The 22,102-nt window shown below is 63.2% G+C and carries 22 protein-coding genes and 1 pseudogene; 12 read left to right on the top strand and 11 right to left on the bottom strand.

Annotated features, from left to right (window positions below):
• Positions 1–5: 5 nt before the first annotated feature.
• Genes QOH60_RS23585 through QOH60_RS23595 form a run of 3 tightly spaced genes read right to left on the bottom strand, consistent with a single transcriptional unit; the run spans position 6 to position 1,932 of the window.
• Positions 6–482: a cupin domain-containing protein gene (locus QOH60_RS23585; protein WP_526424299.1), complete on the bottom strand. Its 477-nt coding sequence runs from the start codon at positions 480–482 to the stop codon at positions 6–8.
• The gene (locus QOH60_RS23590; RefSeq protein ID WP_526424300.1) at positions 479–1,348 is read right to left on the bottom strand and encodes an aldo/keto reductase; all 870 of its coding nucleotides are present in this window, start codon (positions 1,346–1,348) and stop codon (positions 479–481) included. The genes QOH60_RS23585 and QOH60_RS23590 overlap by 4 nt, the downstream gene beginning before the upstream one ends.
• Before the next feature lie 44 nt (positions 1,349–1,392).
• Positions 1,393–1,932: a cupin domain-containing protein gene (locus QOH60_RS23595; protein ID WP_526424301.1), complete on the bottom strand. Its 540-nt coding sequence runs from the start codon at positions 1,930–1,932 to the stop codon at positions 1,393–1,395.
• Between the two features lie 252 nt (positions 1,933–2,184).
• Here QOH60_RS23595 and QOH60_RS23600 point away from each other — a divergent pair, with 252 nt between their 5' ends.
• The gene (locus QOH60_RS23600) at positions 2,185–4,317 is read left to right on the top strand and encodes an FUSC family protein (RefSeq protein ID WP_526424302.1); all 2,133 of its coding nucleotides are present in this window, start codon (positions 2,185–2,187) and stop codon (positions 4,315–4,317) included.
• A gap of 119 nt (positions 4,318–4,436) precedes the next feature.
• Here the strand turns inward: QOH60_RS23600 and QOH60_RS23605 are convergent.
• A pseudogene (locus QOH60_RS23605) lies at positions 4,437–5,198 on the bottom strand (hypothetical protein); the annotation flags it as partial.
• Positions 5,199–5,644: 446 nt separating this feature from the next.
• On the opposite strand from QOH60_RS23605, the gene QOH60_RS23610 reads away from it, so the two are divergent.
• The gene (locus QOH60_RS23610) at positions 5,645–6,577 is read left to right on the top strand and encodes a LysR family transcriptional regulator (protein ID WP_526424303.1); all 933 of its coding nucleotides are present in this window, start codon (positions 5,645–5,647) and stop codon (positions 6,575–6,577) included.
• Here the strand turns inward: QOH60_RS23610 and QOH60_RS23615 are convergent.
• Positions 6,554–8,179: a FadD7 family fatty acid--CoA ligase gene (locus QOH60_RS23615; protein WP_526424304.1), complete on the bottom strand. Its 1,626-nt coding sequence runs from the start codon at positions 8,177–8,179 to the stop codon at positions 6,554–6,556. The two genes, QOH60_RS23610 and QOH60_RS23615, sit on opposite strands and share 24 nt — an antisense overlap.
• A gap of 187 nt (positions 8,180–8,366) precedes the next feature.
• Between QOH60_RS23615 and QOH60_RS23620 the strand changes: the two genes are divergently transcribed.
• The 5 genes from QOH60_RS23620 to frc all read left to right on the top strand — a co-directional run bounded on the left by QOH60_RS23620 (position 8,367) and on the right by frc (position 13,010).
• Positions 8,367–8,627 (top strand): hypothetical protein, encoded by a 261-nt coding sequence (locus tag QOH60_RS23620; protein ID WP_526424305.1) that lies wholly within the window; start codon positions 8,367–8,369, stop codon positions 8,625–8,627.
• 146 nt (positions 8,628–8,773) lie between these two features.
• Complete coding sequence (locus tag QOH60_RS23625) at positions 8,774–8,998, top strand: hypothetical protein (protein ID WP_526424306.1); 225 nt, start codon at positions 8,774–8,776, stop codon at positions 8,996–8,998.
• 115 nt (positions 8,999–9,113) lie between these two features.
• Positions 9,114–9,884: a YoaK family protein gene (locus QOH60_RS23630; RefSeq protein WP_526424307.1), complete on the top strand. Its 771-nt coding sequence runs from the start codon at positions 9,114–9,116 to the stop codon at positions 9,882–9,884.
• 106 nt (positions 9,885–9,990) lie between these two features.
• A complete protein-coding gene (gene oxc, locus QOH60_RS23635) occupies positions 9,991–11,721 on the top strand; it encodes an oxalyl-CoA decarboxylase (protein ID WP_526424308.1) in 1,731 nt (576 codons plus the stop codon).
• Between the two features lie 35 nt (positions 11,722–11,756).
• Positions 11,757–13,010 (top strand): formyl-CoA transferase, encoded by a 1,254-nt coding sequence (frc, locus tag QOH60_RS23640; RefSeq protein WP_526424309.1) that lies wholly within the window; start codon positions 11,757–11,759, stop codon positions 13,008–13,010.
• Positions 13,011–13,058: 48 nt separating this feature from the next.
• On the opposite strand, the gene QOH60_RS23645 is transcribed toward frc, so the two are convergent.
• From QOH60_RS23645 to QOH60_RS23655, 3 genes are all read right to left on the bottom strand, one after another.
• Positions 13,059–14,297, bottom strand: a complete 1,239-nt coding sequence (locus QOH60_RS23645; RefSeq protein WP_526424310.1) for a fatty acid desaturase family protein — start codon at positions 14,295–14,297, stop codon at positions 13,059–13,061.
• Between the two features lie 7 nt (positions 14,298–14,304).
• Complete coding sequence (locus tag QOH60_RS23650) at positions 14,305–15,435, bottom strand: ferredoxin reductase (protein ID WP_526424311.1); 1,131 nt, start codon at positions 15,433–15,435, stop codon at positions 14,305–14,307.
• A 145-nt stretch (positions 15,436–15,580) separates the two neighbouring features.
• The gene (locus QOH60_RS23655) at positions 15,581–16,231 is read right to left on the bottom strand and encodes a TetR/AcrR family transcriptional regulator (RefSeq protein ID WP_526424326.1); all 651 of its coding nucleotides are present in this window, start codon (positions 16,229–16,231) and stop codon (positions 15,581–15,583) included.
• A 496-nt stretch (positions 16,232–16,727) separates the two neighbouring features.
• Between QOH60_RS23655 and QOH60_RS23660 the strand changes: the two genes are divergently transcribed.
• The 3 genes from QOH60_RS23660 to QOH60_RS23670 all read left to right on the top strand — a co-directional run bounded on the left by QOH60_RS23660 (position 16,728) and on the right by QOH60_RS23670 (position 18,338).
• Positions 16,728–16,901 (top strand): CsbD family protein, encoded by a 174-nt coding sequence (locus tag QOH60_RS23660; RefSeq protein WP_526424312.1) that lies wholly within the window; start codon positions 16,728–16,730, stop codon positions 16,899–16,901.
• 90 nt (positions 16,902–16,991) lie between these two features.
• A complete protein-coding gene (locus tag QOH60_RS23665) occupies positions 16,992–17,426 on the top strand; it encodes a hypothetical protein (RefSeq protein WP_526424313.1) in 435 nt (144 codons plus the stop codon).
• 99 nt (positions 17,427–17,525) lie between these two features.
• Positions 17,526–18,338: a DUF1206 domain-containing protein gene (locus QOH60_RS23670; protein WP_526424314.1), complete on the top strand. Its 813-nt coding sequence runs from the start codon at positions 17,526–17,528 to the stop codon at positions 18,336–18,338.
• Between the two features lie 38 nt (positions 18,339–18,376).
• On the opposite strand, the gene QOH60_RS23675 is transcribed toward QOH60_RS23670, so the two are convergent.
• Positions 18,377–18,745 (bottom strand): STAS domain-containing protein, encoded by a 369-nt coding sequence (locus QOH60_RS23675; protein ID WP_526424315.1) that lies wholly within the window; start codon positions 18,743–18,745, stop codon positions 18,377–18,379.
• 363 nt (positions 18,746–19,108) lie between these two features.
• Positions 19,109–19,333, bottom strand: a complete 225-nt coding sequence (locus tag QOH60_RS23680) for a hypothetical protein (RefSeq protein WP_526424316.1) — start codon at positions 19,331–19,333, stop codon at positions 19,109–19,111.
• Positions 19,334–19,360: 27 nt separating this feature from the next.
• Here QOH60_RS23680 and QOH60_RS23685 point away from each other — a divergent pair, with 27 nt between their 5' ends.
• Entirely contained in the window at positions 19,361–19,660 is a 300-nt protein-coding gene (locus QOH60_RS23685; protein ID WP_526424317.1) for an alpha/beta hydrolase, read from the top strand.
• 38 nt (positions 19,661–19,698) lie between these two features.
• On the opposite strand, the gene QOH60_RS23690 is transcribed toward QOH60_RS23685, so the two are convergent.
• Positions 19,699–21,282: a GAF domain-containing sensor histidine kinase gene (locus QOH60_RS23690; RefSeq protein ID WP_526424318.1), complete on the bottom strand. Its 1,584-nt coding sequence runs from the start codon at positions 21,280–21,282 to the stop codon at positions 19,699–19,701.
• Positions 21,283–21,616: 334 nt separating this feature from the next.
• Between QOH60_RS23690 and QOH60_RS23695 the strand changes: the two genes are divergently transcribed.
• The gene (locus QOH60_RS23695) at positions 21,617–22,006 is read left to right on the top strand and encodes a response regulator transcription factor (protein ID WP_526424319.1); all 390 of its coding nucleotides are present in this window, start codon (positions 21,617–21,619) and stop codon (positions 22,004–22,006) included.
• Positions 22,007–22,102 lie beyond the last annotated feature (96 nt).

Here is a 22,102-nt window from a genome sequence, read left to right on the forward strand (position 1 = left end):
CGGGTTCACTCCGGCTGTGCCGGAAGTGCGTACAGCTCGGGAAGATTGACCACGATTGCCTCTTGCGTGCTGCGCGCTATCACGATCACGGCGGGATGCTCGGGGTCTGGGTTCTCCTCCCGATGCGGAACGAACGGCGGGACGAAGATGTAGTCACCAGGAGCGGTGGCGACACGCACTTCTTCGACGCCGTCGTGAAACACGAACTCGGGATTCCCAGTCCGGACGAAGATCGCCGTTTCGGACTCGCCATGGTGATGGTTGCCCGATACCGTTTGTGGCGACACATAGGTCTGGCCCATCCAAATCTTCTCCGCGCCAACCGATCTTCCTGAGATCGCGGCGAACCGCTGCATACCTTTGCTTTGCGCCGTTTCCGAGCTCAGCTCCAAGGCCGTGACATGCTGCACACGGGTGCGCAGAGAACCACGCTTGGTGCTGCTGCTCGCCAGGTCCGGATGGAAATCGTCGCGGCCATTCATCGCTTTGCGCTGCTTTCCGCTCGGGGTATGTAGTCGAACGTGTCCGGGTTCGGCCCGGTCCTTCCCGCTTCGCCCTTGTCGAGGGCCGAGATCGCGTGCATGTCGGAGTCGGCGAGCTGGAAATCGAAGATCTCGAAGTTGGACTTCGCCCGGTCCGGAGAGACTGTCTTGGGGAAGACGATGTCATCCCGCTGGATGTGCCACCGCAGTACGACCTGTGCCGGGGTCCTGCCGAGGTTGCGAGCGATATGCTCGATTACCGGATCGTCGAGCACCTTGCCCTGAGCGATCGGTGACCACGCCTCGGTCGCAATCCCGTGATCTCGGCCGTAGCTGCGAACCTCGTCGTTGGTGAAGTACGGGTGGACCTCCACCTGGTTGACGGCAGGCACGGTCGTGGATTCCTTGGCCAGTCGATCGAGATGAGCGGGTTGGAAGTTCGATACCCCGATGCTGTGGGCGCGCCCGTCAGCGGCGAACTCTTCGAGCACATGCCATGTCGAGACGAAGTCTCCGTCGTAGAGGGTGGGAAGCGGCCAGTGAATCAAGAACAGGTCGACGTAGTCGGAGCCCAGAGCCCTCATCGTGTTGTCGAAAGCGCGACGTGCGTCGTCGGGCTTGTGAAAGCCGTTGTTGAGCTTGCTCGTGATGAAGACGTCCGCGCGGTCAAACCCGGCGTCGAGGATACCCTGGCCGACTTCGCGCTCGTTGCCGTACATCTCAGCAGTGTCGATATGCCGATAGCCGATCTCCAACGCGACCCTGACGGCGGCAGCGGTTCGCTTGGGAGCGATCTGGAAGACGCCGAAGCCGAGCTGCGGGATCCGCGCACCGTCGTTGAGTTCAATCTCGGGAATGCTTGACATGTCGTAACTCCTTAAATCGGGGTTTTCTGGGCAATGACGTTCGATCACACTTGTCGCCACGAGGGTTTCGTGGGATCGACCAAGCGAATGTCTACCGGCCCAAGGCCGAAGATGGCGATCACAGCCGGGTCGCGCTGACCATTCGGCACCCCGTCGTAATGCGGTGTCCTCGCAGTGCGTTTCACATATCCGCCGGCGCCCACGGGAACAGCGTCCTGGGGCGTGAAGTCATCTCCGCTGTTGACCCACCAGGTGCCGGACACCACAACGCAGATCCGGTCGGTGGCATAGATATGGGGCGCACTGAACCAGCCGGGATTCCATCTCATCATCACCAGATAAGGACCCGGCTTGTTGAGATCGCCGTAAAGCATTGCCATCTCGCCACTATCCGGCGGGATGTTCCCCCACGTCTCGAACGGAATGCGGTCGAACGGAAGAACGAATGTCTCGTTCGGATCGGGAGGCGCAGCGTTAGCGACCGCGAGCGAACCCAGGCCCAGACGGCCTAGGATGCTTTCGCCGCCGACGACCGCGGCCATCAGCAAGGGCGCACCGAGCAGGATACGTCTGTCCATGTCCATGCGCTGGGTCACACCTTCGCTGATTGCCGATTTCCTCTCCCTATCCTTCCTCGTGAAAGGGCCGAAGTCGTGACCGCTAACGTCATTCGACCCTTCCCGCTAGCTGGAATCCCGAGCGGCCAAGCGTTATTCGTGAATGTTGGTCAGCTGATCGCCGGACACATTCCCGCTACCGGGAGGCGAGTTGTCTGCTAGCTGCAAACCTGGTCAACAATTGTGTCCGGAAGGCAACGGCGGCCCTACGATCCAGGCATGCCAAGGGCCGCGAGCCTAGTCAGGCGAGTGCTGGAGCGGTTGCGCACCGAGGATCCGGAGCGTGACGCGCTGCGCCGCGCCGCGCGTGCGGCCATCACCGTTCCCGGGGCGGCGGCATTCGCCCACATCGTCGCGCCGGGCACAGAGGCGCCGTTGTACACATTGCTCGGCGCGTTCTGGTTGATGGTGATGGTCGACTTTCCCGGCAACCGGCAGAACCGTACGGTCGCATACCTCGGCCTGGGTCTGAACGGGATAATCCTGTTGACGCTCGGAACCCTTGTGGCACCGATCCCCTGGCTCGCCGTCACACTGATGTTTGTCCTCGGCGTGGCGATAACGCTTGCTGGCGTGGTCAGCGCGACGGTGTCGGCGGGCCAGCGGGCGACCCTGTTTTTCTACGTGTGGCCCGTGTGCACACCCGTTGGGCACCTCGGTGAGCGGCTGCTGGGCTGGGTCATCGCTCTGGCGATCTGCGTTCCGGCTGCGCTCCTCGTCATGCCGCCAAGACACCACGGAGAGCTGCGCCGCCATGCGGCACAGGTGTGCAGTGCGCTGGCCGACCGGCTCGAAGTAGCCGGCTCGCTGGCGGAGGTGTCCTCCGCAATGGACGCGCTGAGAACCAACTTCCTGGCCGCCAGCTTCCGACCCGTCGGACTTACTGCCGGCAGCCGGGCACTGGTACGCGTAGTCGATCAGCTGGAGGTGGTCACCGAACTCGTCGGCGACGACACCGTGGCGGCGTTGGGGTCGATGAAGCAGCCAGCCATCAACGTCTTACGCTGTTGTGCAAGGGTTCTCGATGTTTCCCGGCTCCCTCACCGCACCGCCGACCGGGCCGAACTAGAAGTCGCTCTCACTGAGTTACGGAGGGCGGCGCGGGGCCGCTACCGCGACGACCTCACCCAGATGCTTGATGAGCCCGACGCTGCCGCTGCCGTGTCGGTGGGCCGCGGCCTGCTAAGTCGCCGCACCGTCGCGACAACAATCGGCCTCATCGGCAGCATCATCGGCGACGCCGCGGCCGCCGACGCTCGACCGGTGTGGGCTCGCGCGCTTGGTCTACGGCTACCCACCACCAGAACTGCTGACCGCTTGCTGTCCGAGACGGCAGCTCTGGCCTCCATCCCCTCCGGCTTCGTGACCACCCGGTCGGTCGCGGCACGCAACAGCGTGCGCACCGGCGTCGGGCTGGCCCTGGCCGTCGCCGTCACCCACCTGTTCCCCGTGCAGCACGGATTCTGGGTGGTGCTCGGCGCCATGGTGGTGTTGGGCAGCAGCGCGCTGAGCACGGGGACGAAAGTGGTTCAGGCAGTGGTCGGCACGGCCGTCGGAGTAACGGTGGGCGCACTGCTCATCGCTGCCGTCGGGGTGGACCCCCCCGTGCTGTGGTCACTGTTGCCGATCGCTGTGTTCGGAGCCGCGTATCTGCCGCGGCTCTCGTTCATCGCTGGTCAGGCGGTGGTCGCGATGACGGTGCTGATCATCCTCAATCTCATCGCACCGACCGGCTGGCAGATCGGCTTGCTGCGCATCGAAGACGTCGCGATGGGTGCCGGAGTCGGGATCGTGGTTTCGCTGCTTCTCTGGCCGAGGGGCGCCACCGCGGCGGTCTCAGCGGTGCTCGACACCGCGCTCGACGCGTATTCGCGCTACCTGAAGGCGGCCGTGCGACGCGTGACCGGTGACACGCCTCAGGAGACAGTGGAGACATTGAGTCTCAACGCGGTGGTGGTCAGCCGAACCGTGGATGATGCCGTGCGTCATTACCTTTCGGAGACCGGCAGCGAGGCCGACCTGCGGACGCCGGTCATCAGGGCGGCAAACCGCGCCACCCGACTGCGTGTTGCTGCGGACGTCATCGCCGACATCAGAACACTGCCGCCGCCGTCGTCCTATCTGAGGGCGCGCACAGTGTTGGAAGAGCACGCCGACTCGGTATCGCAATACCTCGCCGGAGGCGGCGACAAAACATGGCGTCCGATCACCGACGAGTTCGTGCCGGCGCTGCGCGCTGAGTTCACTGATGACGCAGACGCGATCACTGCCGGGATGCCGCTTGTTGCAATCGCGGCCAACCTCGGCGCGCTCGAGCTGATGTACCCGCCGCCCACCACCTCTACAACCTGACACCTGAGCGAGCATGAAAACTTGCTCATGTCCTCCCCCAGACCCCAACCGCTCGACTCGTGGCACATGTTGCTGCAGTCCGGCAGATTGTTCGTACCGAATGCCCGAGCGAACAGCTGCAGCAGGAACGCCGCCTCGTTGTTCAGCCGGCCAGACGTGTAGAAGAGCGCCTCGTCCGGAGAGTCAAGCGAGTGCAGTTCAGCGGACAGAACATTGAACGCTTCGTCCCAGCCGATCGGTTCGTAATAGATCGACTTGGGCCGCTTGATCATTGGCTCCGTAAGCCGGCCCTGCTGGTTGAGCCACAAGTCTGATTCGCCTGCCAGCTCGGTGACGGAGTGCTTCCGAGAGAAGTCCCGCGTGAGGCGACGGGTGGTCGCATCGTCGTTGATGTGCTTGGCGCCGTTCTCGCAGTACTCGTTGATGTGCCGCTGTCCCGGCGCGGGCTCGGGCCACGCGCAGCCTGGGCAGTCAATGCCATTGGCCTGGTTGATATTCAGCAGGGTGATCGCGGTCCGCCGCAGAGATGTCTCTTCCAGCGAGTATTGGAGGGATGCATGACCGCCGGCACTCCAGTGGCCCATTGCTTGGGCGGCGTAACTTTCAGGTGTTCGTCGCCGGGATCTTCGACTCCGGTCATCTTCGTACCCATCTGTGCAGAGCACCACTATATCCGTCGCGGAGCCCCTCAGAGATCCCTGTCGCGCATTGCGGCCCACTGTTCGCAATGACGCTGGCCCCACTCCAAAATCCATGCCGCGAAACCCGCGCAAGACAGCACTATCGTCGTCGCCACGATCTGACCTCCATGAATGAACAAACCCCGCGACTGCCAGTCTGCGTCCGCACAACCGAGATCTGTGACCCGCAGCCATTGGCATGTTCTGACATGGGATTACACTTACATCAACGACTTCCAAAGTCGTCAATGCTGCCGTCAAATCCCCTTTCCCCCAAGCCGCACCGCTCGCTTGGTGCTACCTGGAAGAAGCGCCTTGCCAGATCCTTTGGCGGTGGAACTGACGCCCAATCATCACTTGACCGGGATGAAGGTCGGCGACGTCACGCTGACGGTTGGCTGCGGATTCCGGCTGGCAGGGCGCCATGACGGCCGCCAGCGCCAATGACGACTACTCGTCCGAAGGCGAAACTGATGGTCGAGTCCAATCCAGGACTCGTTACTACCAACGGAGCGCAGAGATGACTACGTGCCTCAGTATCCCTACTGGGAGGGTTAGTTCGACGGCGCCCGTCGGTAACGGGGCAACCGTCGCAACGCGCCAGAACTAGCGCGCGATCCCCGGGCGCTCGGAAGAAGGAGTGGTCTGTGCTCTTTCGTCAATTGGAGTATTTCGTCGCCGTCGCAAGAGAGAGACACTTCGCCCGGGCGGCGGAGGCCTGTTACGTGTCGCAGCCGGCGCTTTCGGCGTCCATCGCCAAGCTTGAGAAGGAGCTGAACGTGACGCTGATCAACCGCGGGCGCAGCTTCGAGGGCCTGACACCAGAGGGTGAACGGCTCGTCGGATGGGCGAAGCGGATCCTCGCCGAACACGAGGCGTTCAAGGCAGAGGTGGCCGCCGTTCAGTCGGGTATCACCGGGACGCTGCGGCTGGGGACGGAACCGACAGCATCGACAACCCAAGCCCTTCCCGTCGCCGCATTCTGCGCGGCGCACCCACTCGCCAAAGTGCAAGTCACCTCCCGGTTGTCGACGACGGAGCTGTCCCGGCAGTTGCTTGATTTCGAACTGGACGCCGCCATTGCGCATTTCGCTCCCGAGGACAGGACCGGCTTGCACGTGATGCCGCTGTACGAGGAGAAGTTTGTCGTGCTGGTGCCCGGCGACCAGCCGTTGCCCCAAAGCGACGTCATGACATGGGCCGACGCGGCACAGTTACCGCTAGCGTTGTTGACGCCGGACATGAGGATTCGCCAAATAATCGATCAGGCGTTCATGGAAAGCGGGGCGATTGTGACCCCACAGGTGGAAACGGACTCCGTCGCTTCTCTTTATGCTGAAGTGGGCGTAGGAGCCTGGGCGAGCATCGTCCCACACACGTGGTTGCGCGCGATGCCGGTAGTTGGCCGGGCACGGGCAGTTCGTTTGGTCGCACCCGACGCCAGTGCGCAGATCTCTGTCGCCACGCACGCAGCGAGCCCAGGTTCGGTCGTGGCCCGCGCGTTCGTGGCTGCGCTGCAGAGCCTGTCGCTCGACGATTTCTTCGACCAGCCGCTGTCAAGCGAGCTTGTGTTCTGCTGAGACCACCGGTTGAGTCGCGTATTGCTCCTGGACCGCTCGCCGGTCTAGCGCCCCCTTGGCAGTGTGTGGTAAGGCATCGACAACCACGAGCCTTTCAGGTACTTCGAAGGGCGAGAGCCGATTCCGGGATTCCCGCAGGATCTGATCGGGCGCGACGCGGTCAACCTCCGACACGACCACCGCGGCGCCGACGCGTTCCCCGTAGGTCGCGTCGGGAATGGCGAACACGGCCGCCTCGACCACACCTGCACATCCGGCGAGAATCGACTCAACGTGCTCGGGCGAGATTTTCTCGCCCCCGCGGTTGATGAGGTTCTTTATACGACCGGAAAGAGTCAGATAACCGTCGGTGTCCACTATGCCCAAATCGCCTGTCCGGAACCAGCCGTCGGTGAAGTTGTGCGCGGTCTCGGCTGGGTTGGCGAGGTAGCCGCGGGCGACTGTCGGACCGTGCACCCACACCTCGCCCTCAGTGCCGACACGGCACGCGTGACCGTCCGGATCGACGACGCGTATGTCCACTCCGGTTGGGCGCCCGACGGATCCGTGCCTCCGCTGGCCGCGCGTCCGCAGCGGCTCGCTGGTCGCTTGGTGGGTCGTCTCGGTCATCCCGTATGCGGACAGCACCGGTGCACCGAGCAGGCGCTCGAACGCCCCGGCCGTTGCGATGTTCAGCGGCGCGCTACAGCTGCGTACGAACCTCAGCGGCACGGCCCGTCGGCCGGGAAAGTCATCGGCTGACCGCGCCAGAAGGATTTCATGGATGGTCGGGACCGCGGAGAACCACGTTGCCGCCACGGTCCGGGCATCGTCCCAGAACGTGTGTGCAGAGAACCGTCCTCGCTCTGGCAGCAGGACACACCCACCGCTTGCGAGGGATGCCAGCAACACTGCGATCAACCCGTGACCGTGAAATAACGGCATAACTGCGACTGTCGCGTCCTCGGGTCCCAACTCGTACGTCACGCAGATGCCACGCACGGAGGCTGCCACATTCGCGTGAGTCAATGGCACCATCTTGGCCCGGTCGGTTGTGCCCGAGGTGAACAGAACAAGAGCGTCGTCGTCTCCGAAATCGGGTGTCGTGCGCCATGCGTGTTGTATCGGTTGCCCACCGCGTTCAAGCACCGCTGTTGCCATCCCACCAGTGGAGATGTCCACGCGAACCTGCCATCTCAGGAGGTCGACCGGCCCGGCGCGGCCGGCGTTGGTCGTCGCGGGGGCGACAAGGACTGCTTTTGCCGCGAGGCCCTCGAGCCTCGCGACCATCTGTGAGGGTGGCAATGCGGGGTCCAGCGGAGCCACCACCAGCCCGGCGCGTGCCGCCCCCAGAAGGGCGACGACGAACTCGGCAGTGTTACCACACATCAGGGCAACGGCATCGCCGCGGCGCAGCCCTGCGCCGGCGAGCCGGGCGGCCACGTCGTCGACCAGGCCGGCGAAGGTGCCGTACGAGATCTTGGTTCGATCCGCCCCGATGATGAGCGCCGGAGCGCCGGGGCGATCGCGGACGTGCTCGTCAACCAGATCAACGAGTCCAGTGATCGCGGGCGGCTGATACCGGTGCGTGTGGCGACCGGAGGAGTCGGTTGGTGCGGCCATGACTCCACCCTGCACCGACGTGATGAGCACGTCCAATACCGCTTTGTGAATAGCCGATAACCGCCTGCTATCAAGCGGCGCCGTTACCGTTGGCAGGCAGGCACAGCTGGGTGCCAGCGCTGACGACAGGAGTCCGTGGAAGCGTAATGCTGGTCAGCACGGACAGTTTCGTCGAAAGGGTGCCGCCATGCGAATCCGCTTGAAGCACATGATGCCAACGTTGGCAGCCGCCGGTGTCGTGTTGGCCATCGCCGCCGCGCCCGTGGCCGCGGCCGATGGGGCTGAGGAGACCTGCACGAACCTGAACAACTCGGCCGTGAAGTGCCAATCGCCGGGAAACGCGGAAATCAACGACTCCCTCCCGTACGCCAATGTCTTACCGCAGTATGCGTACACGGGCGGCCAGACCTCGGCCCCCTACGGTGGCCCCGGCGGGGGCCCGGGCTGACGGATGGCGCGCTTCTGCTGCGTGCTGGCTCTTACTCCCTGGCGGGTTACCGCTGGCAGGCATCGAGCATGGGTACCAGCGTTGAAGACTTGCACGCCGTGGAGCGCGATTCTGTTATCGGGTACGAACAGACAAAGGGGTCCAATATGCGAACCGGACTGAAGTTCATCACACCGGTATTGGCGGCGGGCGCTGCCGCAGTGGCAATCGCTGCCGCGCCGATAGCCGCAGCCGACAACCCTCAGCAGTGTGTCATCAAGGGCACCGCGACCAAGTGCCAGAACAGGGGCAACGTTGAGATCAACAGCTCCATCCCGGCGCCGAATCCAGGCCCATGGGCCGTGTACGGTCCCTTCTGGTTTCCCGACTAATCCTGCGACCGGTGGACGCGGGCGCTGGCAGGTATAGGCAGCTTCCGGCTGGCGCGGGGGACGTTGGGGGCCTGCCGGGACGCGTTGCGAGCGTCACGCGGTGATCCTGAACATCATGAGGACGCCTACCGCCAACAACACGCCCGCTCAAGCGACCATGTTGCGCGCCAACGCGATTGATCCCACCGATGACACGACAACTCACGATGGCAAGAAACTGCGCGACGTCCTTCTTATTGCCTTGACCATCGCCTCCGGTGCGGTCGACGCGATCAGCTATTTCGGCCTCGGAAAGACATTCTCGGCGTTCATGTCCGGGAACATCGTCTTTCTGGGATTCGGAATCGCGAACCTCAGCGGACCTGCCGTTCTGCCGGTCATCGTCGCGTTGTCGATGTTCACCGCGGGTGCCTATCTCGGCCTTCGGTTTTGGACTCTGCGTTCCCACGAGTACGGTTTGTGGACCTCGACGGCGTCGGTCTTGTTGGTTCTCACGGCGATCGCCGAAGCGGCATTCATGGCCCTGTGGGTGCAGACGGCCGGACATCCGTCGACGATCATCACCGATGTACTCGTGGCCCTGTTCTCGCTCGCAATGGGAATCCAAACCGCCGCGGTCCGATCGCTCGGCGTGCAGGGGGTGTTCACCACAGCAGCGACATTCACCCTCGTTGCGTTCGGAGGCGTGTTCGCGCGAGCCAGGCCGTCCTCCGAGATGCCTCGGCTCGTCGGTGTGCTTGTCGGCCTGGTCGTTGGCGCGATTTGCGGAGGACTGCTCTTCCTGCATGCACGTAGCTACGCCCCGATACTGCCGCTCGCGATCACAGTCCTGGTAATCCTGGCGGGTTTGGTTGGACTGCGGCCACGGCTTCAGTCGCCTTCATAACGAACGCTTATCGCTCGGTCAGCAACAAGTCTTGGACACGGTCCGGCGGGTGAGAGACCCTCGGAAGTGAAGGCGCACAGCCACAAACGCGGAAGGACCTACGATCATGACCACCGTTTCGATACCCGACGCCGAGTCGGTCGCCGCCACCGTGCCCGAGCCCACCGACGGCTACCACCTGGTTGTCGAAGGGCTCAAGCTCAACGGAATCGAGACCATCTACGGGCTGGTCGGTATCCCGATCACCGACCTGGCCCGCATCGCGCAGGCGTCTGGCATCCGCTACATCGGGTTCCGTCATGAGAGCGATGCCGGCCACGCGGCCGCAGCCGCAGGGTTCCTGACGAAGAAGCCGGGCATCTGCCTGACCGTCTCCGCGCCGGGCTTCCTCAACGGGCTTGTCGCGCTCGCGAATGCCACTACGAATTGCTTTCCCATGGTGCAGATTTCGGGCTCCAGCGAGCGGCACATCGTCGACCTCAAACAGGGTGACTACGAGGAACTCGACCAAATGGCCGCCGCCGAGCGGTTCGCCAAGGCCGCCTTCCGGGTCAACCGGGTCGAGGACATCGGCCGCGGTATCGCTCGAGCGCTGCGGACTGCGGCTTCGGGCCGGCCCGGCGGCGTCTACCTCGACATCCCGGCAGCCGTGCTCGGACAGGTCATCGATGCCGCCACAGGCGGCGCGTCGCTGCAACGAGTGGTCGACCCGGCCCCCCGACAGCTGCCCGCGCCGGAGGCTGTGGATCGCGCTATCTCCTTGCTAGCCAACGCTCAACGGCCCTTGGTGGTGTTGGGCAAGGGAGCGGCTTACGCCCAAGCGGACACGCAAATCCGAGAGTTCATCGAGACCACCGGCCTTCCGTTCCAGCCGATGTCGATGGCCAAAGGGCTGCTGCCCGACGACCATCCGCAGTCAACGGCGACCGCCCGCTCGCTCGCATTGCGCAAGGCCGATGTCGTGATGCTCGTCGGTGCCCGGCTGAACTGGCTACTCGGGCATGGCCAGGCGCCACAGTGGAATCCAGACGCCAAGTTCATCCAGGTCGACATCGAACCAACCGAGTTCGACAGTAACCAGCCCATCGCGGCGCCCCTCGCCGGGGACATCGGCTCGGTGATGACCGCACTCGTCGAACGAACGAAGCCGGGACAGATCATCGCGCCGACGCCGTGGCGCGAGGAGTTGGCGGCGCGTTCGGCACAGAACGTCACCAAGATGTCGCAGCGACTCAACGCTGATCCGCATCCGATGCAGTTCTATGGCGCGTTGCGGGCGGTGCGCGATGTGATTCGCGAGCATCCCAATGTCTACGTCGTCAATGAAGGTGCCAACGCACTCGACTTCGCGCGCAACGTGATCGACATGCACGTGCCGCGCCACCGCCTCGACAGCGGCACCTGGGGTGTGATGGGCATCGGCATGGGTTATGCGATTGCCGCGGCGGTCGAGAGCGGCTCGCCGGTCGTGGCGATCGAAGGCGACAGCGCGTTCGGGTTTTCCGGCATGGAGTTGGAGACTATCTGCCGCTACCAGTTGCCAATCGTCGTCGTCATCCTCAACAACGGCGGCGTCTACCGCGGCGACGGGGTCAACCCTGTGTCCGCCGACCCCTCGCCGACCACGCTGATGCCGCAAGCCCGTCACGACCGCCTTATCGAGGCGTTCGGCGGGAAGGGCTACCGAGCGACCACGCCGGCGCAGCTCACCATCGCGCTCACGGGCGCACTGATGTCGGGCGGTCCTGCTCTCATCGATTGCGTCATCGACCCTGCCGACGGCACGGAAAGCGGTCACCTCACCCATCTCAACCCGACCGGCGTCGGAAAGCACTGAAACACCAACGATCCACCAATAGAAGGGAATTCATCATGACAAACCTGCCACTTACCGGGATCAAAGTCATCGACTTCACCGGCGTTCAGGCCGGCCCGGCCTGCACCCAGATGCTCGCCTGGTTCGGCGCCGACGTCCTCAAGGTCGAGCGCATCACCGGCGGTGACGTGACCCGTCACCAGTTGCGCGACATCCCCGACGTCGATGCCCTGTACTTCACGATGCTGAACAGCAACAAGCGGTCGCTCGCGATCAACACCAAGACCACAGAAGGTCTGGAGGTCATGAAGAAGCTGATCCGTGACGCCGACGTGCTGGTCGAGAACTTCGCGCCGGGTGCAATGGACCGAATGGGATTGTCGTGGGAACACATTCACGAGCTCAACCCGCGGCTGATCTTCGGCTCCGTCAAGGGATTCAACGACGACTCGCCGTGGTCGGACCTCAAGGTCTACGAGAACGTCGCGCAGTGTGCCGGCGGAGCCGCGTCGACCACAGGGTTCTGGGACGGACCACCGACAGTGAGCGCCGCGGCCCTTGGCGACAGCAACAGCGGCATGCACCTGCTCATCGGGATCCTCACCGCGCTGCTCGGCCGCGAGAAGACCGGTGTGGGCCAGAAGGTTTCGGTGTCGATGCAGGACGCGGTTCTCAACCTGTGTCGAGTCAAGCTACGCGACCAGCTGCGGCTCGAACGAGTCGGCTACCTCGAGGAGTACCCGCAGTACCCCAACGGCACGTTCACCGACGTGGTGCCCCGCGGCGGCAATGCCGGCGGTGGCGGTCAGCCCGGCTGGGTGCTCAAGTGCAAGGGTTGGGAGACGGACCCGAACGCCTACATCTACTTCACGATCCAGGAACAGAACTGGGAGCGGACGTGTGAAGCGATCGACCGGCGCGAGTGGATCGACGACCCGGCATACAACACCGCCAAGGCTCGTGAATCACACATCTTCGAGATCTTCGATGAGATCGAGAAGTGGCTTGCCGATAAGACCAAGTACGAGGCGGTCGACATTCTGCGCGAGTTCGAGGTGCCCTGTGCGCCCGTGCTCAGCATGAAGGAAATCGCGCATGATCCAGCGCTGCGCGCCAGCGGAAGCGTCGTCGAGGTGCAACACAAAGAGCGCGGCAGCTACCTGACCGTCGGATGTCCGATCAAATTCTCTGAGTTCGTGCCGTCGATCACCGGGTCGCCACTGCTCGGCGAACACACCGACGATGTGCTGACCGAACTCGGCTACGACGGTGACGCGATCGCCAAGATGCATGCTGATCGGACTGTGTGACACGGGAACCCGTACAACTCGTCGATCGGCCTTCCTCTCCCGTGAGGGCTACGCGGTCGCCATGGCCCCAGACTTGAGTTCGCGCAATGCGGTGCGCAGCCCTCGGCGTTTACCCGTGGCCGGATCGACGCCGAAACTGTCTCGCACTCCGTCGCGGATGCGGAACTTGAGCTCTGAGTTCGTCTCGGGTGCGTTATCGGAGGTGGCTTTGAGAAGTTTATCCGGCAGGGCGAGCTTGAGGATCGTCCAGAACGACTGACCGTATTGGCGCAGAAGGGATCCGGTGGTGTAGGGCAGGTCGTACTTCTCGCAGAGTTCCCGCACACGGATGCTGATTTCGGCGTACCGGTTGCTCGGAAGATCCGGAAACAGATGATGTTCGATTTGATAGCACAGGTTGCCGCTCATGAAGGCCATCAGGGGTCCGGCGTGGAAGTTGGCCGACCCCAGCATCTGTCGCAGGTACCACTCTGACTGGGTCTCGTTCTCGAACTCCTCGCGCGTGAACTTCTCGGCGCCGTCAGGGAAGTGCCCACAGAAGATCACCATGTACGACCAGTAGTTGCGGATCAGGTTTGCGACCGCATTCGCGCCAAGCGTGTGCTTCCAGTTCGGCCCCGTCAGCGCGGGAAAGACAATGTAGTCCTTGCCGACCTGCTTGCCGATCTTCTTGCCGATGATCCGCAGGTCTTTACGGACCTCGGCTATCGACTTCTCACCTTTGCGGTATCTCGTCGTCTCCACCCCGTGCAGGGCCACGCCCCACTCGAACAGGGTTCCGAGCAGCATGTTGTAGACAGGATTCCCGATCATCCACGGTGCCCAGCGTTGATCGCGGGTGAGGCGCATGATCCCGTAGCCGATGTCGTCGTCAAGTCCGACGACGTTCGTGTACTTGTGGTGGATGAAGTTGTGAGACTTCTTCCAGTGCACGCTGGGCGACGTGGTGTCCCATTCCCATTCGGTGGAGTGGATCTCCGGGTCGTTCATCCAGTCCCATTGGCCATGAGTGATGTTATGGCCAAGTTCCATGTTCTCGATGATCTTCGCCAACCCGAGCATGGCAGTGCCTGCGACCCAGGCGACCTTGTTTCTGCTCGCGAATAAGGCGATTCGGCCGCCGGCAGCCAGTGCTCGCTGCAGCTGAATGGCCCGGCGGATGTAGCGGGCGTCGCGCTCGCCGCGGGATTCCTCGATGTCGGTTCGGATGGCGTCCAGTTCCTGCGCGAATTGCTCGACATCCTCGGCGGTGAGGTGTGCGTATTGCTTGAGGTCGGTGATAGCCATGTCTCTCCTAGATTTTGAGGGTGCAGTCGCCTGAGGCGGTAGATATGCATGTGTTGATCCGGTCGCCCTCACCGTGCTCATCTCCGGACCGGAAATCGCGGATGTGCCCTGATTCCAGCGGCAGGACGCACGTCTGACAGATGCCCATCCGGCAACCGAACGGCATCTGGATGCCGACTTTCTCGCCAGCCTCCAGAAGCGAAGTCGCACCGTCGATTTCGATGCTCTTATCGGAAATGGAGAAGGTGACCTTGCCACCCTCGCCGCCTTTGTCGGTACGCGCGATGGTGAATCGCTCCATGTGCAGGTCATCCCGCAAGCCGGCCTCGTCCCATACCTTTTCGACGGTGTCGAGCATGGCGGTCGGACCGCACGCCCAGGTGGGCCGGTCCTGCCAGTCCGACACCACCCGGTCGAGCTGGCCGAAGTCGAGGTGGCCGTCAGATTCGGTTAGCTGCAAATACAGCCGGTAGCTGGGCTGCTCCTTCTCGAGCTCGCGCAGCTCGTCGTGGAAGATCACCGAATCCACTGACGGAGCCGAGTGGATGTGCACAATGTCGGGTCTCTCGCCGCGTTCCCTGAGCGAACGCAACATTGCGATAAGCGGAGTAATACCGCTACCCGCGCTGACGAACAGTATTTTCGACGGTGGCGGGTCAGGTAACGCGAAGTCGCCCTTGGGGGCAGCCAAGCGAACGATTGTTCCGGGTTTCACACCGTTCACCAAGTGTGTCGACAGGAAGCCCTCGGGAGTTGCCTTGACAGTGATCGTGATGTGCTTGTTGTCACGACGCGGAACCGATGTCAACGAATACGATCTCCAATGCCAGCGTCCGTCGACACTCAAACCGATGCCGACGTATTGGCCCGGCTGGTAATCAGCGGAGAAGCCCCATCCAGGCTTGATGACGACGGTGGCGGAATCCTCAGTTTCGCTTCGCACATCGACGATCTCGCCGCGAAGCTCGCGCGCCGACCACAGCGGGTTGAGAAACTTGAGATAGTCGTCCGGCAGCAGCGGTGTCGTTGCTCTTGCCGCTAAACCCCGGACCACGTTGATGCTCGGTGTGGTGGCGGTGGCGACATTCCTTGCCGGTTTGATGCTCCATCGTGCTAGCTCACGCAGCTTCGCGGCCATCGGCAGCTCCTTGGGTAGTCAACCAGTATTCGGTGTACAGGTGTACACCTAATACCCCGACTGCCGGAGTTCACACCTCGCCTGTCCTGATGAGCCGGACTGGCGGTCAAAAGCCGGACTGTGCGCTCTCATCGGCTAGATCCGATCAGGTGGTTCGGGGTGATCCGTCGGGTTGGGTGAGGGTTGCAGTCAGCCCGGGGAGGAGGAGATCGAGGCCGCGATCGAGTTCGGTGGCGCCGTCGTACGAGGCCAGGGCCGGTGCCAGTGCACGCAAATGGGGGAATTCGGTGACGGCGAGCCGGTGCAGACCGAGGCGCAGTACATGATCGGTTTCCTCGGGTCGCTCGACGATGTCTTGCAACTCGTCGAGGATGTGCCCATTCAAGTACGAGAACAGAACCCGGTAGATGTGTAGGGCGTCGTCGCCGCTGAACCCTGCGGATAAGAGCAGCGTGAGGACGTCTTCCAGGGGCCGCAGCATTCCCGGTGGACGCTGCCCGAGCGGGGTGGCCAGTGGTCGAGTGACCAGCAGCGGCACCACGTTCGGGTGCGCCAGGGCCAACTGGCGAAAGTCATGCGCGACTGTGCGCAGTTGGCCCGCCCAGTCCGGGTCCGTGGTGTCCACCGCTAGTTGCGCGATAACGATCTCGGCGACGCCGTCAAACAGGGCGGCCTTGCTGGGTACGTGGCGGTAGAGCATCACCGGATCTCGGCCCACTGCGCTGCTGAGACGGCGCATGGACAGTCCGTCGACGCCGTCCCGGTCGACGATCGTCAGTGCAGCTTGCAGGATCATCGACCGGGTGAGCTGACCGTTGTCACGGCGGGCAGCGCCGGACAGGTCACCTTCGTCGGCGGCCGCGTCGGGCCCGGCCGACTGTCTCGTCGTCAAGGGGCAACACTTCCCTTCTGCCTTCTGCTTCGACCATCGAAGCAGCTCAGATGTCAGCGCTCACATCGTGGACAGTAGTGTAAGTCAACGCTGTATTCAACAGCGTTGACAATAACCGATATGCGGCGTGTACTTGAGGTCTATTAAGGATTCAGAGGCGTCGACATGATTGTCATCGTTGGACTAGTTGTTCTGCTCGTCGCCGTGATTGTCGGGTTCACCGGTGAATCCGCCGGCGGCCACGCCGCTTCGCAATAGGGGTACCCTTCTCGGTCGCTGGTCGCGCGGCCGACAACCGACAGCGACTGCGCCCGTCGACAGCCTCCGGTAGGCAACTAGCGCGATCGATACTCTCAGCCCGCAACCGCGGCCTGTGATCACCAAACGAAGGAATGTGCAAATGAGCATCGGTAAGAAGATCGCCCACAAGGCCGAGGCCGCCAAGGGCGTCACCAAGAAGATCTTCGGTCGCGCCACCGGAAACACCCGGCTGCGTATCGAGGGACGCGTCGATCAGTTCAACGGCAACGCCAAACAAGCAGGGGCCAATGTCAAAGACGCCTTCAAACACTGAGCCTGCCCCAATACATCTGCAACATCTGCACGCGGAACGCCCGGTTTAGAACCGATTGAACCATCGCTTTAGACAACTCAAGGAGCTTAAATGACCACCAACACTGTCGTTTTGATCGTCATCATCGCGGTCGCGGCAATACTGCTTATCGCCGCACTTGCGTGGGTGGCGCGGAACAAACGCAACCAACACCGCCACGTCGAAGCCGGCAAGATCCGCGAACAGGCTACGGAGGAAACACGCCAAGTTAGGCAGCGGGAAGCACTCGCCGACGAGACCGCCGCCAGGGCGCGGGCCGCCCAGGCCGAAGCCGACGTGAAGGCGGCGCAAGCCTCCGGTCTGCAACAGCAAGCAGCCGCGCACCGCAGCGAGGCAACGACGTCCCGTGACGAGGTGAACCAGGAGTTCGAGCGCGCGGACAAGATGGATCCGGCCGTGCAAACCAGCGACACCGAGCGAGAAGATTCCGACACCCGGGCTAGTGACCGCAAGCCAGAGCCAGCAGCGAAGCGCACACAGGGGTGACGGCATCGAACTGCCGACACCCTGACTCGATCGGCTCGTCGTCGATCGACTTCAGCGGCACCGGCCGGACGATTGATCCGGCCGGTTAGGAGCGCCCCAATGTCCGGCCACGCCTCGTCCTCCACCGCGACACAGCTTGCCCAGAACAGTGTCTTCGAACGACTGGCCCGCGCTGGGTATGTCGTGAGCGGCCTCGTGCACATGACCATCGGCTATCTCGCCATCCGGATCGCTCTGGGCAGCGGCGACAATGCTGACCAATCCGGCGCGCTAGCGACGGTGGCAGGCAAGCCCGGCGGCATCGTCGCGCTGTGGGTCGCCGTGGTCGCGTTCTTAGTGATGGCGCTGTGGCGGTTCGTCGAAACAGCCCTCGGTCGTTCGACCGACCCGAAATCCCAAGGCGGATCATCGGAAGTCCTGGATCGCGCAAAGGCCTTTGCGCTGGCGGTCGTCTATCTCGCGCTCGCGTACTCCACGTTCGGATTCGCCCGTGGTGCCGGAAAGTCCTCGGGTGACCAGAATTCGGGGATCAGCGCGCGCCTGATGCAGACCAGCGCCGGCACGATCGCCCTCATCGCCGGCGGCCTAATCATCGTCGCGGTGGGCGGCTATCACGTCTACAAGGGAGCCAGCCGCAACTTTCTCGACGATCTCAAAGGCAACTCCAGCGACCTGGTGCGACGACTGGGCATGGTGGGCTACATCGCCAAAGGCTTGGTTATCGCCGGCGCCGGGGTGCTGGTCATCGTCGCGGCGAGCCGATCAGAGCCGGGCAAGGCCAGCGGAATCGACGCGGCCCTCAAAACACTCGGAGCCCAACCTTACGGCGCAGCGCTTCTAATCGCGGCCGGCCTGGGAATCATCACCTACGGCCTCTACAGCTTCGCCATGGCTCGTTACACCAAAATGTAAGTGGCCAAAATGCAAGTAGCCCTCTCGGACTCAGCTCGCTAGCCGACCAGATCAACCCGCCGTGTCGGGCGGCTGAGGCCGGATCGGCGAACCAGTTGTAAGGCCTCTGTCGCAGATCCGACTGCTGGAAGTAGCTTGTCGGGATCTGCCAGTCGAAGTAGCCGGCTCACCGCCCCGGTGGTGACCAGGGTCCATTTTGTGTCGGTGCGGGCGCATTGACTGCAGAGCGCGAATAGCATTCGAAGTCCATCAATGGCGATGAAGTCGGTGGCAGTCAGGTCGACGATCAATGCGCCGCCCTCGGGTACCAATCCGCGCGTGTGGCGGCTCACGTCGTCAACATTCGACGCGTCGATCTCGCCCATGATGGTGATCACGGTCAGATCGGTGTCAGTGTCCGCACTCACGCGGGCAAACCGACAGTCGATCACCGGGGCACCGTTGTGATGGGGAGCAGCTTCAATGTCAGGGTGTAAAGAATTCATGCAGCCAGCCCTCGCCGAGTGTTGCTCGTGTGTGGCGGAACGCCGGGGAGCGGACAAAGGGCCTGGAAAGCGGACACCTCGGGGAACGCGACGCTTCTTAGGCTGATCTATCAACCTGGAAGTCAATCTACTCCAGACCTGTCCGGTCCACCATCCAAGCGGCTGAGCCGGGCGCCCACGTCGCACTCGTTTCCTGACCGACAGCGTGCTCAGGGCGGCGATCGTGACGGCGGCGGTGCGGGCGATCGATCGCGCTAGTTCGCGCGCGTGTTGATGTGAAGCGATCTACCACAGCGGCTCGCCCTGAGTGGGCCGGCGGATCTGGCGCCGGTTACGTTCGGCGACTTGTCGATAGCGCTCACCTAAACCTTCGGTCTGCCTCGCAACGGTTGCGGCGATCGTCTGCTCAGCCGCTAATGAAGGGGCGACGATCGCGGCGGCGCCGACCACGTATATCGCCTTGAGGCCCTGCATGATTGGGGCGTCCGCCTCGCAGATCTCGGTCGCCAACCCGACGACCCTATCGAGCAACTGCGCGTGCGGGACGACCTCTATCTCGGCGAGCGGTACGCGACGCACGATGTGCCGCCGGACGCGGTGCCCGGCAGGGCCCCCGAGCTGGCGGGCCTACCGCCGACGTTCATCAGCGTTGGCACCGCGGACTGTCTTCGAGACGAGTCCATCGAATTCGCGGCTCGCCTGTGCCGGGCCGGCGTGTCGACGGAGCTTCACAGCTACGCCGGCGCGGTGCACGGCTTCGACATGTTCGCCGACTGCGCGGTAGCCCAATGCGCCGCGCGCGATAGAGCGGATTGGCTTGCCCGCCAATTCCGTTGACCGTCCGACCCGGGCATCTGCGCCGAAAGACTGTTCGGTCACGAGCCTTCGAACGGGATGGTGGCGACCAGTGACGTGCCGCTTCCGTAGATACTGGAAATCTGTAGTTGTCCGCCGAGCGCCTCGACGCGGTCGGCGAGCCCAATGAGTCCCGAACCTCTGCGTGTATCGGCTCCGCCGATTCCGTCGTCTCGAATCGACAGACGCACGTTGGCATCGTCGGCTTCGAGGCTGAGCTTCACGGTGGACGCCTGCGCGTGCTTGGCCGTGTTCGCAAGAGCTTCGGCGACGACGTAGTAGGCCGCTACTTCGAGCGAGTCGGGTAACCGTCGATCAAAATCGAGGTGGAGCTCGACTGGGACGGCGGAGCGGCGAGCGAGTGTCTTGAGCGCAGGGCCCAGCCCACCTCTGGACAAGATCGCCGGATGAATTCCGCGGGATATCTCTTGAAGATCCTCCAAAACGCCAGTGACACTTGTAACGGCACGCGAAATGTGCTCCCGCACGGCGGGCAATTCGGGTGGCACCACCTCCTCAGCCATACGCAGCTCGAGTCCCAACGACACGAGCCGCTGTTGCGCGCCGTCATGCAGGTCACGTTCGAAACGGCGTCGGGCACCATCGGCGGCCGCGACAATCCTGGCTCGTGACGCGGTGAGCTGAGAACGAGTCTCGGCGTTGGCGATCGCGGTCGCCACGAGGTCGGCGAAGTCCCCCACCCGCGCCTCAGTGTCGGGGGGTAGCGGTTCAGGTGTCAGCGAGCCGACGATAGCCACGCCCCAGATGCGGCCGGCCACGACGATTGGTGCGCCGACCCCCCCATGCAGACCCAGCTGGCGGAGGTATTCGGCATCGCGGCCACCCATGACGTCGTGGCTGTCCATACGGGCCACGTGCCCGGTTCGCAACACCATGGCCGCGACGCTTTCGTCCTGCGACGTAAACCGCTTGCCGACAGGCATTTTCATCGAGCCGGGCTCGTCGCGGGCGGCAAGGACTGTTGCTGCGCCGTCGGGCTCGTAGCGGAGCAGAGCGCAGTGGTGCACTCCCAGGCACGACGCCAATTCGCCTGCCACCGCTGAGAACACCTCGGAGGGTGACACCGCGCGCGCTACCAGAGTCGCAATCCGTCGCAATGCAGTCTGCTGGTCAGCGAGCAAGCGGATCGCGTCACGACTCGCTTCTGCGTCCCGGCGGCGTTGATCTGCTTCGATTGCGCGCAGTCGGGCCTGCCCCGCCAGGATGCTGGCCAGCAGCGCGATGGGCAGGAAAGTAATCATTGCCACCAAGTCGTCTGCCGTGATTGGGAGGACTGTCCCGTCAGCCGCGATATGGACATAGGAGTAGACGAGGGTACTCGCCAGTGTCATCGTCGCCGCCAACCCGAATTCCCATTGCGCCGACACAAGCAGGATCCCGAGGAAGAAGATGGCACCGAAGGTGTTCTCGGGGGCCAAGCGCATAAGCCGATAGACCACAAGCGTTTCGACCACGAGGACCGACGCCGCGACGACGATCCCGAGCCAGAGCGGCGGCGCCGTCGGACGAACTAGCAGCGCGACCAATCGGGCGCGGAGCTGTGGTGAGCCGGAGCCGTTCTCCCGCCCTGTCGTCCTGTCCACGCGATCCACCGGATGGCCGCGACTTAGAGCCCTACGCGCATTACCGCGTTCGTCTTCACGTCGTTCCAATCTCGTTGAGTACCCGACACGACCGAGTGCAGATGGGGCAAGCGCAGCGGTTTCGACGTCCTGTGTCGGGTTGTCTCGCTTAGCTTTGCGCGCATGCGAACCCGTGTCGCTACCGCTGACACCCATCAACCTTCCCAGCAGCGGGAATCTTCGCCTTCATGTCAGCTGCAAGTGGCGGCCTCGGTGGGGTAAGAGTGCAGTTAGCGGGAATGCGTGGGCCGTTCGCACACGGGAAGCTGAAATCATGTCACTGCGAGGTACACGAATGCGCTGCTTGATCATCGATGACAGCGCGCATTTTGTCGACGCCGCGCGTGGCTTGCTCGAGTACCACCAGTGCGTCACGGTTGTCGGCGTGGCGTCGAACGCCACAGAGGCGCTGCGGCGCTTCGAGGAACTTCGACCGGACGTGACACTGGTTGACGTCAACCTCGGCGCGGAAAGCGGTTTCGACGTCGTTGAACAACTTCACCTGTCGGGTTCACCGACAAATACACCCCTGATACTGATTTCTACGCACGCCGAACAGGACTTCGCCGACATGATCGCGGCGTCCCCGGCCATCGGTTTCCTGTCGAAGGCGGCGCTGACGCCCTTGGCAATTCACGAACTTGTCCGCGGATCCGTGGCCGTCAAGGAATCCGACGACAGCTAGCACCTGGCGGTGATCGTCGCCGGACTCCGGCGAGTTCAGTTTGGTGCAGGGTGGTACGAGGTAGCACGTAACCACTTGTCGGGCAGGCTTTTTGAA

It is taken from the genome of Mycobacterium sp. (assembly GCF_032159765.1).
Taxonomy (GTDB): domain Bacteria; phylum Actinomycetota; class Actinomycetes; order Mycobacteriales; family Mycobacteriaceae; genus Mycobacterium.

Bases quoted from the DNA above. Each gene is read 5' to 3' on its own strand.
- QOH60_RS23665 (WP_526424313.1), top strand. From the start codon at position 16,992: ATGACCACCAACACTGTCGTTTTGATCGTCATCATCGCGGTCGCGGCA.
- QOH60_RS23585 (WP_526424299.1), bottom strand. From the start codon at position 482: ATGAATGGCCGCGACGATTTCCATCCGGACCTGGCGAGCAGCAGCACC.
- QOH60_RS23590 (WP_526424300.1), bottom strand. From the start codon at position 1,348: ATGTCAAGCATTCCCGAGATTGAACTCAACGACGGTGCGCGGATCCCG.
- QOH60_RS23630 (WP_526424307.1), top strand. From the start codon at position 9,114: ATGAGGACGCCTACCGCCAACAACACGCCCGCTCAAGCGACCATGTTG.
- frc (WP_526424309.1), top strand. From the start codon at position 11,757: ATGACAAACCTGCCACTTACCGGGATCAAAGTCATCGACTTCACCGGC.
- QOH60_RS23645 (WP_526424310.1), bottom strand. From the start codon at position 14,297: ATGGCTATCACCGACCTCAAGCAATACGCACACCTCACCGCCGAGGAT.
- QOH60_RS23655 (WP_526424326.1), bottom strand. From the start codon at position 16,231: ATGATCCTGCAAGCTGCACTGACGATCGTCGACCGGGACGGCGTCGAC.
- QOH60_RS23695 (WP_526424319.1), top strand. From the start codon at position 21,617: ATGCGCTGCTTGATCATCGATGACAGCGCGCATTTTGTCGACGCCGCG.
- QOH60_RS23600 (WP_526424302.1), top strand. From the start codon at position 2,185: ATGCCAAGGGCCGCGAGCCTAGTCAGGCGAGTGCTGGAGCGGTTGCGC.
- oxc (WP_526424308.1), top strand. From the start codon at position 9,991: ATGACCACCGTTTCGATACCCGACGCCGAGTCGGTCGCCGCCACCGTG.
- QOH60_RS23670 (WP_526424314.1), top strand. From the start codon at position 17,526: ATGTCCGGCCACGCCTCGTCCTCCACCGCGACACAGCTTGCCCAGAAC.
- QOH60_RS23620 (WP_526424305.1), top strand. From the start codon at position 8,367: ATGCGAATCCGCTTGAAGCACATGATGCCAACGTTGGCAGCCGCCGGT.
- QOH60_RS23660 (WP_526424312.1), top strand. From the start codon at position 16,728: ATGAGCATCGGTAAGAAGATCGCCCACAAGGCCGAGGCCGCCAAGGGC.
- QOH60_RS23615 (WP_526424304.1), bottom strand. From the start codon at position 8,179: ATGGCCGCACCAACCGACTCCTCCGGTCGCCACACGCACCGGTATCAG.
- QOH60_RS23625 (WP_526424306.1), top strand. From the start codon at position 8,774: ATGCGAACCGGACTGAAGTTCATCACACCGGTATTGGCGGCGGGCGCT.
- QOH60_RS23650 (WP_526424311.1), bottom strand. From the start codon at position 15,435: ATGGCCGCGAAGCTGCGTGAGCTAGCACGATGGAGCATCAAACCGGCA.
- QOH60_RS23595 (WP_526424301.1), bottom strand. From the start codon at position 1,932: ATGGACATGGACAGACGTATCCTGCTCGGTGCGCCCTTGCTGATGGCC.